The 13,491-nt window shown below is 60.2% G+C and carries 16 protein-coding genes and 1 pseudogene; 15 read left to right on the top strand and 2 right to left on the bottom strand.

Annotation, left to right across the window (positions count from 1 at the left end; all coding sequences use genetic code 11):
• Positions 1–90 precede the first annotated feature (90 nt).
• Positions 91–510, top strand: coding sequence for a DUF4260 domain-containing protein (locus tag DJ82_RS07525; RefSeq protein ID WP_094524463.1), 420 nt, complete (start codon positions 91–93; stop codon positions 508–510).
• A 174-nt stretch (positions 511–684) separates the two neighbouring features.
• Here the strand turns inward: DJ82_RS07525 and DJ82_RS07520 are convergent, their stop codons facing one another.
• A complete protein-coding gene (locus DJ82_RS07520; RefSeq protein ID WP_094524462.1) occupies positions 685–1,347 on the bottom strand; it encodes a hypothetical protein in 663 nt (220 codons plus the stop codon).
• A 373-nt stretch (positions 1,348–1,720) separates the two neighbouring features.
• On the opposite strand from DJ82_RS07520, the gene DJ82_RS07515 reads away from it, so the two are divergent.
• The 6 genes from DJ82_RS07515 to DJ82_RS07490 all read left to right on the top strand — a co-directional run bounded on the left by DJ82_RS07515 (position 1,721) and on the right by DJ82_RS07490 (position 6,721).
• Entirely contained in the window at positions 1,721–2,746 is a 1,026-nt protein-coding gene (locus DJ82_RS07515) for an ABC transporter ATP-binding protein (protein ID WP_094581471.1), read from the top strand.
• On the top strand, positions 2,743–3,309 hold the full coding sequence (locus DJ82_RS07510) for an ABC transporter permease (RefSeq protein ID WP_094581470.1): 567 nt from the start codon (positions 2,743–2,745) through the stop codon (positions 3,307–3,309). Before DJ82_RS07515 ends, DJ82_RS07510 begins: the two co-directional genes overlap by 4 nt.
• The gene (locus tag DJ82_RS15480; RefSeq protein ID WP_094581469.1) at positions 3,255–3,593 is read left to right on the top strand and encodes an ABC transporter permease subunit; all 339 of its coding nucleotides are present in this window, start codon (positions 3,255–3,257) and stop codon (positions 3,591–3,593) included. Before DJ82_RS07510 ends, DJ82_RS15480 begins: the two co-directional genes overlap by 55 nt.
• Positions 3,594–4,678: 1,085 nt before the next feature.
• Positions 4,679–5,452: a CPBP family intramembrane glutamic endopeptidase gene (locus tag DJ82_RS07500; RefSeq protein ID WP_141212018.1), complete on the top strand. Its 774-nt coding sequence runs from the start codon at positions 4,679–4,681 to the stop codon at positions 5,450–5,452.
• Between the two features lie 73 nt (positions 5,453–5,525).
• Positions 5,526–6,302, top strand: a complete 777-nt coding sequence (locus DJ82_RS07495; protein ID WP_158217291.1) for a CPBP family intramembrane glutamic endopeptidase — start codon at positions 5,526–5,528, stop codon at positions 6,300–6,302.
• The gene (locus DJ82_RS07490) at positions 6,299–6,721 is read left to right on the top strand and encodes a twin-arginine translocation signal domain-containing protein (protein ID WP_094524457.1); all 423 of its coding nucleotides are present in this window, start codon (positions 6,299–6,301) and stop codon (positions 6,719–6,721) included. The genes DJ82_RS07495 and DJ82_RS07490 overlap by 4 nt, the downstream gene beginning before the upstream one ends.
• 390 nt (positions 6,722–7,111) lie before the next feature.
• Here the strand turns inward: DJ82_RS07490 and DJ82_RS07485 are convergent, their stop codons facing one another.
• Complete coding sequence (locus tag DJ82_RS07485; protein WP_094524456.1) at positions 7,112–8,071, bottom strand: NADPH:quinone reductase; 960 nt, start codon at positions 8,069–8,071, stop codon at positions 7,112–7,114.
• Positions 8,072–8,351: 280 nt separating this feature from the next.
• Here DJ82_RS07485 and DJ82_RS14970 point away from each other — a divergent pair, with 280 nt between their 5' ends.
• The 8 genes and pseudogenes from DJ82_RS14970 (at position 8,352) to DJ82_RS14535 (ending at position 13,486) form a co-directional block, all read left to right on the top strand.
• Positions 8,352–9,026, top strand: coding sequence for a helix-turn-helix domain-containing protein (locus tag DJ82_RS14970; protein ID WP_198948036.1), 675 nt, complete (start codon positions 8,352–8,354; stop codon positions 9,024–9,026).
• 375 nt (positions 9,027–9,401) lie between these two features.
• Complete coding sequence (locus DJ82_RS07470; RefSeq protein WP_094581467.1) at positions 9,402–9,683, top strand: helix-turn-helix transcriptional regulator; 282 nt, start codon at positions 9,402–9,404, stop codon at positions 9,681–9,683.
• Positions 9,684–10,110: 427 nt separating this feature from the next.
• A complete protein-coding gene (locus DJ82_RS07465) occupies positions 10,111–10,407 on the top strand; it encodes a DUF6516 family protein (RefSeq protein WP_094524455.1) in 297 nt (98 codons plus the stop codon).
• Positions 10,408–10,479: 72 nt separating this feature from the next.
• A complete protein-coding gene (locus DJ82_RS07460) occupies positions 10,480–10,875 on the top strand; it encodes a hypothetical protein (protein WP_094524454.1) in 396 nt (131 codons plus the stop codon).
• Positions 10,876–11,125: 250 nt separating this feature from the next.
• A complete protein-coding gene (locus DJ82_RS07450; protein ID WP_241881458.1) occupies positions 11,126–12,094 on the top strand; it encodes a site-specific integrase in 969 nt (322 codons plus the stop codon).
• Positions 12,095–12,415: 321 nt separating this feature from the next.
• A pseudogene (locus DJ82_RS15275) lies at positions 12,416–12,586 on the top strand (PadR family transcriptional regulator); the annotation flags it as partial.
• 116 nt (positions 12,587–12,702) lie between these two features.
• On the top strand, positions 12,703–13,026 hold the full coding sequence (locus DJ82_RS07440; RefSeq protein ID WP_094581466.1) for a hypothetical protein: 324 nt from the start codon (positions 12,703–12,705) through the stop codon (positions 13,024–13,026).
• A 319-nt stretch (positions 13,027–13,345) separates the two neighbouring features.
• Positions 13,346–13,486 carry a DUF2080 family transposase-associated protein gene (locus tag DJ82_RS14535; RefSeq protein ID WP_141212017.1) on the top strand — a complete coding sequence of 47 codons (141 nt, stop codon included), beginning with the start codon at positions 13,346–13,348 and terminating at the stop codon, positions 13,484–13,486.
• Positions 13,487–13,491: the final 5 nt, after the last annotated feature.

Genomic DNA, 13,491 nt, shown 5'->3' with positions numbered 1-13,491 from the left:
GTCAGCAGAGCGGGAATGACGACAACCGTCACGCGACTTCGTTCACACACTTCACTACGAGTATTTATTCTCGGCCAGCGTAATCGTGGCATGTACCCGAAATTCATACTTCGGTTAGAAGGGGCTGGGATCGCCGCTGTGGCGACGGTAGCATATTTCACGATTGGTGGCCCGCTGTGGCTGTTCGTGATCCTTGCGCTCGCCCCCGACATCTCGATGGTGGCGTACCTCGCTGGCCCTCGGGTCGGCAGTGCCGTCTATAACGCGTTCCACACGTACCTCACGCCAGTCGCACTCGGGGCGGCTGGGATGTGGTTCGGCATGGCGACCGTCATATGGGTCGCACTCATCTGGGCCGCTCACATCGGAGTTGACCGTGCGGTTGGCTACGGACTAAAGTATCCGACCGGATTCAAACACACGCACCTCTCCGGTGCGACCGACCCCGGCACTCCGGCGGGGAACCCCGCCGAAGCTGTCTCCGACGCCGCCGGGACGAGAAACGACTGAAACGAAGCCACAAACAACGTTTCCGAGGCTCGAACTGTCCGTACAGCGGCTCCTCAACGAACCGTTTCGGGGCTGCCGGTACCGGGGTAACCGATTCTGTGACTGATATCGCCAAATTCGGATTTCTAAATTTAAAATAGGGGCCATTCGATACGTCCTCGACACCCCGTCTCCTCACATCATCCGCAGGGAGACCTCGCCCACGTCGCTGAAGACGTGGAGGCGGGACCCGCCGGCGTTGAGCCGACCGGTAACCCGCCGGCGCTCGGACCGGCCTCCGGTGAGCGGGAGGTCGGAGTCGACACTGGCGTCGGACTCGGCTACCACGTCGAGGTCCAGCGTCTCGGCGACGCCCACGACGACGTCGCCCATCCGGGTGCCGATCTCGACATCCGTTCGGAGGCCCGCCACCTCGACTTTGATCTGGCCGAGTTCGGTTCGGACGCGGTCTAACCCCGTCACGTCGTCGGCGAGGATCGTTCCGAGCTCCGACTCGAGAGTGAGGTAGCCGTCGACGCGCGCGGCAGTCACGTCCCCCAGATTCGTTCGGGCGATCGTATCGCCGCGAGTATCGAACAGGGAGACGTTCCCGAGCCGAGAGGCGGCCGAGGAGACGATCGGTCCGGCAGTGCCCTGTGGCACGGTAATCGATACATCCGTCCCCGGCGAGGAGCGGGTGAACCACGTCACCTCGTCCGCGAGACTCGTTTCGACGGTGAGGACGCCGCTCTCGACCCCGATCCGAACGGTAATGTCTTCGAGACCCCGAGCACCGACGACCGAACGTTTGAGAACGCGGACCCCGATCTCGTCGGTGTTCACCGCTCGTACGGTCACGTCGCCGATGGCGTTGGTGACCCGTATTTCTTGTACATCGGGTGGCGCAAATGTACCTGTAACGGCCTCTGTCACCTCGTCCCGCTGGAAAGGGCCGCGAGCGAGACAGCCGGACAACGATCCGACGGCCACGAGGGCTCCGGTGCCGATGAACGCGCGGCGAGTCAAGAACCGTCGATTCGACGGACTAGCTTGAGTACTCATCTCAACCAAGTATATGACGGGGGTTGACTGATGATTGGTGCCGTACCCATACGGTAGTTAAATAATCAGGCGACGGCCGTCCTCTGCGTTGGTGAAGACAAAGAGTATATAAAACGCGGATAGGTACGGCGAGCACAATCTTGCGGCCTCCTCCCGTATTGAGTGCTGTATGAGTCAGCTTGATGAACAACTCGGCCACCGTTCTGACGGAATCGCAATCGAGCTTGTCGGACTGAGCAAGCAGTACGGCGACGTCACTGCGCTCGATAACGTTTCCTTGACAGTCCGCGAGGGAGAGATTTTCGGGTTCCTCGGGCCCAACGGCGCCGGGAAGTCGACAACCATCGACATTCTCCTTGACTTCGTCCGCCCGTCGGCAGGGACGGCGACCGTTTTGGGCGACGACGCACAGACGGAGTCGCTGGCCGTGCGACAGGCGGTCGGCGTACTCCCGGACGGCTATCACCTCTATGATCGGCTGACGGCTCGACAGCACCTCGAATTCGCAATCGCGTCGAAAGAGAGTGATGACGATCCGATCGAACTGCTAGAGCGCGTCGGTATTGCCGACGCGGCCGACCGGAAGGCCGGCGGCTTCTCGAAGGGGATGAAACAGCGCCTCGTCCTCGCGATGGCGCTGGCCGGCTCGCCGGAGCTGCTGATCCTCGACGAGCCGTCGACTGGGCTTGACCCGAACGGGGCGCGCGAGATGCGCGAGATCATTCGGGCGGAGCGCGACCGCGGGGCGACGGTGTTCTTCTCCTCGCACATCCTCGAACAGGTCGAGGCAGTCTGTGACCGCGTCGGGATCCTCCGGAACGGCGAACTGGTCGCCGTCGACACCATCGACGCGCTTCGGGATGCGCTGGGGACCGACACTCGACTGGTCCTCACCGTCGAGTCAGTGACCGACGATATGGTCGACGCGGTCGCTAATCTTCCGGACGTGACCGGCGTTCACGCCGACAGCGAGACTCGCGTGACCGTGACGTGTGCGCCGGACGCGAAGACGGCGGTCATACACGCCGTCGAGGCGGCCGGCGGGACCGTGGTCGACTTCGATGTCGAGGAGACCTCCCTCGAGGAGATGTTCGCGGCCTACACGACGGATGACGACACGGCCACGAGCAGCGCAGACGAGGACGACCGCGAAGTCGTGACTCCCTCGGCCGACGGCCAGGAGGTGCGCGCGTGAGCTGGGCCGTCGTCGCTCGGAAGGATTTCCGGGACGCGAGGCTCTCGAAGGCCCTCTGGGCAATCACCGCCGCGTTCGTCCTCCTTTCTGCAGGGCTGGCGGTCCTCTACGCTACCGTCCCGGAACTCAGTCAGGATATCGGTGAACTGAGCACCCTCGGCTACCTGACGCTCCTGCTGGCCGTGATGACGCTGTTCGTCTCGGTCGCGGCGATCGTCATCGGTGCGGGAGCGATCGCCGGCGAACGCGAACGCGGCTCTAGCAAGCTCCTGTTGGGCTTCCCACACAGCCGCGCGGACGTGGTTCTCGGGAAGCTCATCGGCCGTACTGCGGTGCTCGCGGTTGCCGTCCTCGTCGGCCTCGCCGTCACGCTCGCGGTGATCGTCGCGTTGTTCCCGACGTTCTCGCCGGTCGACTACGCGATCTTCGCCGCGGTTACGCTCCTATTTGCCCTCATGTACGTGGGCATCATGGTCGCCGTCTCCGCGACGACGAGCGGCGGGCGGGCATGGCGTTTGGGGTCGGCGTGTTCGTCCTCCTCGAGTTCCTCGGCGATCTCCTAGCCCCGGCAGTCATGTTCGTTGTGAACGGGTTCGCCTTCGGCGGAATCGCGACGGTGCCGGGCTGGTATGCGTTCCTCAACATCGTCACGCCATCGGCCGCCTACCAGAACGCCCTCGGGTGGTTCCTCGGTGACGGTACCGCGGCGGCCCTGACTCTCGGCGGAATGCTGGACGGTGCGGTCCCGTTCTATCTCACGGGGTGGGCTAGCATCGCGGTGCTCGCGCTCTGGCTCGTCGTTCCGCTGGTGCTCGGCTACCGGCGCTTTGCCGCCGCAGACCTCTGACCACACTATTCACACACATCACAATATCTCATAAATACGACAAACTGGCTGTTACTGGGCCTCTTGTTCGTCGTTACTGGTGGTTTCCTCTGGATTCGTCCCGTTATCGAGATACCCGCTCGGTTGGCCGTTTGGCTGATCATTCTCGGGTTTACAATCGGGGTGCTCGGTGCGATTATCTCCGAGTATCGAGATTAGGATTTCCTTTTTCTGGTATCTGGTTTGATTTCAGAAAACTACAAAGCGGAGCTTCTCTGACCTAATTACTGGATCGTACTCGACCCCGACGCAGCCGACAAGTTGGTGAACAAGCTTATAGAGATTCGAGGAGAATACCTGCGGCTTCAGCCGCAGGATGAATCCGACAGAACTCTCCACGAACCATTGTTCGGTGGCATTCCCGAGTTTCCAAAGTCCGCAGTTTCAAGTGGAGTCTATTCGTATCAAAGAGTACGGCCAGGTCGGAACGAAGCGATTCCGAACGGCCTTCGGAGGTGGCCTCGCCGCCGCTAATGAGACAATATCCGAAACACCAACACGGTGAACGCGAATGCCAGAAGCGTTCGTCTGTGCCTGTTGGTCGAGCAAGCCCAAAGGTAACTCCAAGTCCACTGACGTGTCAGCCATTCCCTGCTGGCAAAAACAACCGGTGGAAATCAACGACATAGAGGATAGGAGTACCGGCGGTTTGGCACCGCCAGTCAGCCACCGTTTCGTGATGGGTTAAACGAGTTCCCGAAGAAGAAACCGGACTCATGGTTGCGAACCTGAAATTCCCAACGCTCGGGATTCCTCCGCGTTCACGCGGAAGAGGATGTCAATAGTGACCTCGCTGCCATTTTCAAAAACGGTTCCGCCTCGACCGTCATATACTCAATCGCTGGGTTGCCGAGCTGGTAGTACCCAGCTTACCGGATTCCCCGCAGCAACCAGAACAGCACAGTACCCGCGCGGGCTCGATTCCGACCGGATCAAGAAGGTGTATTTAAAAGGCGGATGGATACGGCCTACGTCTTCAGGAGTCGTCCTCCCGTATATAGGTTCGAGCAATAACGGAAGCATCGCGCTTCGTTGCGGTGTTCATCATGTCAACTTCAAATCACAACCAGCCGGATATACAGCCCCGAACTGCCGATAGCCCGCGACGGGCGATTCTCGTCGCACTCGGGCTACTATTTGCCGCCGCGATCCCGCCGCTGGCCATCGTCGAGGGCTTCAAGCTCGTGCAGGCACAGTTCGGGTACGGTGGCGACCTTGCGTTTACGTACATCGGCGGTGGCCTCCTCGCAACTATAGCCATCGGCCTGATTGGCGTCGCGTACCACCGTATCCGACCGGTTACCGTCCACGTGCCGCGATGGCTCCCGACGGTGCGCGAGAGCGGCTGGATTGTCGCGGGTATCGTCATTTCGCTTGTCGCCGCAATCCTGATCGAGATCGGGATGCAATTGGTCAATGCGATACCGCCAACGAACTTCATCACCGCTGCTGCCGCCGAACGACCGGTTCTGGTGTACGGATTTGCGCTCTTAGGCGTACTGTTCATCGTCGGCCCCATCGAGGAGTACTTCTTCCGGGGTATCGTCCAGGGCCGCCTCCGCGAACAGATGGGACCAGTACCGGCCATCGCCATCGTTTCCGTCGGCTTCACGCTGGGACACGTTCCGAGCTACTGGATCGGCGGCTCGGATCTCCTCTCGCTGGGCGTCTTCTTCGCCCTTCTGAGCATCGCCGTCGGGTCGGTCATCCTCGGTGCGATCTACGAGCGCACCCAGAACCTCGTCGTGGTCATCGCGATCCACAGCCTGATCAACGCGATCGGCGTCAGCCTGGCACTGGTCGCTGCTCTCGGAGCGTGATTAGGGGATGCAACTGAGATATTTCCAATCGCGCCCGGTACAGTTGTACGTCGGTATTCTTTCGGCGATGCTGGTGTTCGGCGTACTCGCCAGACCCCTGGTCGAGACGCTCGCACCCGGACTCTCCGTCATCGGTATCCGGGTCGTCGTCAACTGGCTGTTCGTCGCACTCGTCGTCGGCCTGGTCGCCTGGCTGGGCTGGTGGCAGAAGGTCCGGCTGACTACACCGATAGCGTTCGGGGGTCGCCGGTATCTCCTCGTGTTGGCCGCCCTGTTGCTCGTCCCGCTGGGAGTAACCCTTGCGCTCACGCCGGCGCCCTTCGCGGTCCCGGAGTTCACGATCCTTGATGGACAGTCCCTCTCGACGGCCGGTGTCGTTGTACTTGTCGTCGTCGGGTTCGCTCTCGGCGCGGCCGTCTCAGAGGAGCTCCTGTACCGGGGTGTCGTCCTCCGGAGTTTCGAGTCGCGAGGCCGGATTCTCGCCGCCCTCGCGGCCAGTTTCCTCTTCGGCGTCTCCCACCTCTCGCTGCTCGCGGTGGGCGTACCACTGAGTGAAGTGCTGCTCGTCGGCGTGTTGAGCGCCGTCTCGGGGATCGGGCTCGCGGCAATCGCGTTCAGACTGGGGACGCTGTGGCCGCTGGTCGGATGGCACTTCCTCCAGAATTCCTTTCCGGCGTTCCTTACCGCCGAGGCGATGGCGGTGTTCGTTCCCGTCAACATCGTCGTCGTCCTCGGGGTCGCCATTCTCGGGACGTGGCTCCTCTGGACTGATCGCAACCTCAGGGTCGTTGACGATGGAATGCTGGCCAATACAGCCACACGGCCCGCTGGGAGCAGGACGAGGCCATGAATCGCCGCAGCTTCCTCGGCGCCGTGGCGGGAACCACGGCTGCCGGGTCACTCGTGGCGCTGGCTGGCTGCGTCGGCTCGGAGGACGGCATCGGCGACCTCACGGTGATCGTTACCAACGAGGAGGAGGTCACGCACACAGTCGCAGTGACCGTCACGAACCAGGCCGGTGACGTCGTCGAATCGCTCGCCGGCGAGGACATCGAACCGGGCATCGGGCGGACGTTCACCAGTGTAGGGTATCCCGACGACACCTATCAGGTCGCGGTTGAAGACGACAGGGAAGACCGCCCCACCTGGAAGCAGGTCACGCGGTGGTCGAACTTGGCGGAGTGTCCCTCGTTAGTGTTCGAACTCCGGCTAACCAATCGGGACGGCGTGAGGAATGTGGTCCCATCGAAACGGTGTGAGTCGTCATGAACGTGCGTCGGATTCTGAAGACGGCACATCCCCGAGGGTTCGTCTGGAACGCCACCGAAGGCCGACTCCGGATGCCGCTACGCATCCTCGCCGGACTCGCCCTCTGGGCTCCTCGGAATCATACTGTCCGGTCTCTTGGGAACGGTCGTTACGGGACGGTCACCCCTCTTCGAACTCCGAGGGACCCCCTTTGGCAATATCGCCGTAATCCAACCGTCGCTGCCGACTCGAACGGTCCCGTTTTTGATGATACGGTTGTCTCCATCGACGGTAACGATTGTTCCGTTGTGAAGCACGAGGGAATCCATGGGTTGCTCGATCCTGTAATCTACTGAGTGGCGGAACCACAACTAATCATACAACCAACGGTATTTTATTATTATTCGCTGGTCACGGGGTTACGACGAGCTTCCCCACGTACCCGCCGGCAAGTATCTCGTGGTGGGCCCGAGCCGTATCCTCGAACGCGTACGTGTCGGCGACGACAGGCGCCAGGACGTCCTGTCTCATCAAGCGGGCGAGCCGTTCCAGCACCGGTCGTCGGGTCGGATGGTTATCCATCTTGAGCGGCTGGATGGTCACTTCTTTGTTGTAGAGTGGCCGCCCGTTCGTCTCAGGGATGTGGCCCATCGTGCTGATGACCGTCCCGCCATCGGTGACGACCGATAGATCGAGGTCGAGATACTCCTCGAGCCGATGGTCGAGGACCGTGTCGACACCGGCACCGTCGGTCGCAGCGAGAATGTCTTCAGCGAGCGAGTCACTCTCGTAATCGAACGCCACAGTCGCGCCGAGTTCCTGAAGCCGGGCCCGAGCCTCCTCCGATCCAGCCGTCGTGATAACCTCGGCCCCGCTGTGTGCAGCAATCTGGACTGCGGCGTGGCCGACACCGCCGGAGCCGCCATGGATAAGGACCCGATCACCGGCCTGGATGCCGGCGAGGTTCTCCAGTGCCATCCAGGCAGTAGCACCGACGTTACCGATGGCACCACCGGCCGTCCACGACACATCTTCTGGCAGACGCGCCAGTTTCTCCGCCGGGATTGCGGCGTACTCGGCGAAGGTGCCGCCCTCGGCACGATCCATGCCGGATGCGAAGACTCGGTCACCGGGTTCGAACGCCTCGACATCCTCGCCGACCGCCGCAACGACCCCTGCACCGTCACCGCCGGGAATCGACGGGAGCGGAAGCTCGCCGTACTGACCGGAACGGAACATCACGTCGACGCGATTGACACTGGCCGCCCGCATTTCGACCAAGACTTCGTCGTGGTCGGGCGTCGGCCGGTCGACCTCATCGACCTGGAGCACGTCTGCACTGCCGTAGTCGTGGTAGCGAACGGCTCTCATGATTGGGTCACTTCAGACAGGTGGGTTACCGCGATGGTACTCGCCAGAGCGGTGCGCCCTCGCATGTCGTTCGTGGTTTGGTTCATCGCCATCACATCTAACGCATGGGAGGCATCTCCAGTAGCGGTTCTGTGGATGATACTCTAGGGGTTTATGTTGGAGATGGACAGCAGCAGATGGCCCCATGGGGTGAATAGAGGGGTCATATCTACAGAGGCGCTCAGTGGAGGGAGTGAATTTTAGCCGTGACGGCGTGTCATACAGAACATCGTCAACAGCTATGAAACACATCCGGATCACGGTCTGTCCAGATCTCGACCGTGCACCCCCGTTCCTGCGGTACCTGTTGGATGCAGAGGCTCACGACGAAGCACGGGCTATCGACTGGAACCGCGGCGACTCGGAACTCTCGACCCATATATATGCGATCGCCGGCGATGGAAGCCGGTTCGCTGAATTAGCACGGGAGACGACTGGTGTCGAATCGGTCGAACTCTCGGCCGCCGAGGCTCGGGTATCGTACGCACTCATCGAACTACGTGACGCGGAGCTCCCGATATTCGGAGGATCCGCAACCGCGATCGACCGGACTGGAATGGTTGTTCGACGACCACTCGTCTACCGTGATGGCCGTATACACGGTCATATTGTCGGGGACCCGGCGACACTGCAGTCGACGGTTGATAGCCTCCCAGAGAGTGTTTCCGTCCAGATTGACGCAATTCAGCAGTTCCCAAGTGCCGACGTGAACCCGGCAACGACGCTGAGCGACCGACAACAGGAGGCGCTCCGAGTCGCCGTTGAGTTGGGATACTACGATACGCCGCGCGAAGCTACCCACGCCGACATCGCCGAAGAGTTAGGCTGTGCGCCAAACACGGCAAGCAACCATCTCCAGAAAGGCGAGGCAAAACTCGTCAGAGCCGGACTGGCCACGTTCTCGTCATCGCTGTGACGAACTGTCCGGCACTTGAATAGCACACTCTGTAGTGCCGACAAGTAGCCAAGGAGGGGGCGAATAGGAGGCAACACTCTCGGCAAGAAAGTCTGGGGGAACGTCTGTCAGCACTGTGATTCTTACCAAGGAAATCATTTCATCCAGCAAGAGGCACTGGAGATTGACCCTCCACTGGTAGACTGTCCACATTGTGGGGATGAACACGAATGGAGCCCGGACCAAGGGATGGGTGGGCATTCGGACAGGGATGGGCCTCATGTCCAGAATATGGTGAAATACCGGTTGGTGACCCACGGGAAGAGTGATGTATCTCTTAGTTCCATACAGGACCAGATCAGTAGTATTTCAAAACTCGAATGAGTAAATTGCGACATGTACGATCTCACTGACTTTCAGCGCGATCTGCTGTACGTAGTTGCCGGACTTGACGACCCCCACGGGCTCGCGATCAAAGACGAGCTCGAGGACTACTACGAAAAGGAAATCCATCATGGTCGGCTCTATCCCAACCTCGACACGCTCGTTGAGAAGGGACTCATCGAAAAAAGTCAGCGGGACCGACGGACCAACGAGTACAGCACTACTCGCCGGGGCACTAGAGAGATCGAAGCTCGGACTGAATGGGAAGCCGGGTATATTGACCACGACGGGTGATCGAACCGCTGCGTTCGAGGACTGTTCGACTCTAGTATTTCACGCTCTTCTCGCGTGAGCTCCACTTAGCATCACTAGACATCGTAGAAAGAGTATTTTAGATTAATATTATGGTTAAGATTAACTCGTGTCGCTTCAATTGCCGGACTCTACTGTTTTTCAATGGAGTGTCCAAAGATGGAATCGAGAATCTGTTCGAGAAGGGTATCAGCCGGGCAGTAGCTCAGACAGGCAACGGACAGTTTCCTAGGTCTCGTCGATGACGACTCCGATGACGAGTAGTACCGCATTAGCCACATCTGAGTATAGCCTCACAGCTGACAGAGCGATCGCTCGATGTTGCCGTCATGGATGCTATCTGTTTCTTTGCTCTTGTTAGGTTTCACCCTAACACTTATCGGAACAGAGTGCATCGACACGTGTGTGGATGAGCGATGATGTCACCGTACTTGAAGACGAGATTGAAGCCTACGCCGACGGCACCGTTGCGCGGATACGCGTGCTTTCGGTCCCGACCTCAGACCGGTTCGAGGACGGGATCAAGTACGCCTACCACTACGGCGAAGCCGGTGCAGATGATCCGATCATCCGGTTCGACAACCACCACGGCGTCCACGAACTCCACCTCGGCGGTGAGACCTTCGAGATCGACTACCCCGGCCTTGCGGAGATCTTCCGCGCCTGGCGGGCGGCGCTCCCAGAAGAGAAGCGCGACGACTGGTAGCCCGTTCAACTACGGTGACTGACGTACAGACCCGCGACCAATCACAACCGACCATCTCACGCCCCACCACCCATGACCCAGACACTCCACGTTCAGATCAAGTCCGCCGACCGTAGTGACCTCGAAGAGCGTCTCGAAGCGATCGACGCTGGCGAGGACGTTGACCCCAGTGAGCCGACGCTGTCGATCGAGAACCTCGAAACGTTCGGTCGCGTTTTCCGCTCGACCAACCTCGAGCTCTTGGAGGCGATCGTCGAACACGAGCCGGAGAGCATCCGCGAGCTCGCACGCCTCGTTGACCGGAACCCGCCAGAGGTCCTCGAGAACGTGAACGAGCTGGCCGACTACGGCCTCGTCGAACTCGAAGAAAATGGCCGAGCAAAGCGCCCAGTTGTGTGGTACGACGAGATCAACGCGGACCTCCCGCTCACGACTAAGTCCGGACAGGGCCCGAAGGCGAACGCCTGACTCTACGGAGAAACACGAGGGGTGACGACATCGATCCCGAGGAGCCGCGACCTGACGGACACTACCACGTCGATCGGGACGCAGAGTGGTACTACGTCGACGACGACCTCGCGGGGACGGTCGCCCTCGGGCCAGCGACCGACGGTGAGCCCGGTGACGACTGGGTCCTCACGCTCTCGGCTGCGACGCCGGACGGGGATCCCGACCCGGCCGAGCGTGTCGCTGTTCGCCTCACGCCGTGGTGACGCCGATGCGCTCCATCCCGTCTTCGAGCTGGCCGACGGCCTCCGTTGCGGACCGAGAGCGATCCTCGACGGCGTGGAGTTCTTCGACGGCGCGCCGCGTCGCCGACCGGCCCTCGTCGCTGAGTTCGGTCGCCCGCTCGGAGGACGACGGCCGCAAGCCCGGCGACCAGCAGGCCTGGACGTCGGAACAGCGCCACGCCCTCACCCGCCACGTCGACGAACGGGCCCGCGCCGCCGTCGAGGCGTACACGACACTCCCACAGGGTACTGACCGCCTCAACAAGCAGCGAGCGCGCTACGCGGCACTAAAGACGGCTCGTGACCGGGCTCTGGTGTTCGTCCTCGCGTACACCGCCGTCCGCGTCGGCGAACTCCTCCGGGACCCCAATGACCCGCGCCGGCACGGCGTCCGCTGGGAGGACCTCTCACTTGACGACGGGAGTATGGACGTCTATCGGAAAAAACAGCAATGGGACGCCGCGAGTCTCCCCGACCCGGTGCTCTCGCCGCTGCGGAGCTACCGCCAGCTGATGGACCGGCCGACGGACCGGTGGCCAGTGTTTCCGACGTTCGACCAACGGACGCTTGCGGAGCTCGTTCGGGAAGAGCTAGCCGAACGAGGGGAACGCCCAGAAGCAATTACTGAACACCGTGAAGAATATACTCGCGACCTGCTGCTGGCGCTTGATGAGAATATTCAGCCGCCGTCGATCACGACTGACGGCGCTAGGTCGATTCTCCAGCGGCTCTCGGAATCTGCAGAAATTGACATCGACCATCCGAAACACGACTATCTCGCTCCGCACGGTGGTCGACGCGGGATGGGTGAGGTCCTCGTCCGTGCGTTCGGGTACACGGTGGCGGCCCGGTATCTCGATAACTCCGAAGAGATGGTACGAGAGCGCTGCTCACACATCGAAGCCGGCGAACTCGGTGACGCTGCAACCGAAGCTCTAAATCAGATCGACGGATAAGCGGCCGTCCAACGCCTGAGAACGCCATCTCAGGAGTATCTGGTGGGAACGAGGAATGGAACTTATTGTTGCGGTCTCTCCTTGGTTTGGCTTTGCAGAAATGGATTCGATACCATCGAAACCACTCGCCGAACTGAGGGTGTTCATCGGCAAAACGCGTCAAACGGTCGTCGACTTCGAAACCGATCGCGGGAAGGTTGCGAAATTCGGCGATTAAGAGCGTAGACATCTTTTTCCATCAAGAATGGGCCTACGAGTGCGAATACCGTTGTACGTCCGGAACTAAATGATTAAGAATCCTACATTCAAAATCTATCAGCGCGAGGTCACCCCTGGAAGTTTTATCAACTCACGGAAGAGGGTCTGGAGTTCTTGGAGGAGCACAACCTGCTCGCAGCGGAGTAGACGCTCGAGCAGATCTACGACACCATCTCTGACAAACCCGAGAAAATGGTCAAGTACGACAACGCGCCCCGCCCCGACGACGTCTAACGGCCCGTTCTATTCCCGAATAGTTTGCTATTCGTACTCTTTAGCCCGTGACGGGATGATTAACCAACAAATCTATGCCAATACGCGCTCTGTTGGTTAACACGAGGCGACCGCTGATGTCTTACGAGCCACCGACGCCACCGGCGGAACTCCCGACAGATATCGTCAACACACTCAACGGCTACTCGCCGGACCAACTCCAGCACGTCGCACGCTACGCCCAGGAGCTGGCAGACCACAAAGCTCGCGAAGCCCGCCTTGAGGAGGAGTCGGATGCCGACGAGATCGACGAGCGGCCGGACGATCTTCCGGACGACGTCCCGTCGAAGGCCACGATCACGATCAAGGAGATCAACGACAACCGCTACTACTACTGGCAGTGGAGAGAGGGGGACAAAGTCACGTCCAAATATAAAGAGCCAGTCAATCCGGACGAATGAGAGGCCAATACGTCCGATTATAGAGTTCCCATACCCCGTGTGCGATTTGATTTTGGTGCACTTGGAAAAGTGATGACCACACACCCCTCATCCAGAGTGAAAACAGTGGGACGAGAAAAAATTTTAGATTAGATTAAGCCGTTAATAGTCGATAGAGCCGTTTTACCTGAATTGAGGCGCTAAGGCCCCTTCCTCAACGAGCGAGCGGAGCGAGCGAGTAGGGAGCGGATACAGCGCCGCACGAGTAGTAAACACGTTCGATGCTCGGCCCACAGGCCCACCGTCATCTGCATGTTGAAATATGGTGTAAACACAGGTGATGGATAGACACGAAATCGAAGGTCACGAAGTCATAGACGGGACGGCTAAAGCTACTGGTAACAGCGCTCACGTCCTCGTCCCAAAGGGTTGGCGTGGTGCGGACGTGAAAGTTGTCCGGACCACCGAACCCGACGAGTAACACCA

This window comes from Halorubrum sp. Ib24, assembly GCF_002252745.1.
Taxonomy (GTDB): Archaea; Halobacteriota; Halobacteria; order Halobacteriales; family Haloferacaceae; genus Halorubrum.
This window is presented reverse-complemented; position numbering and strand designations above follow the sequence as displayed.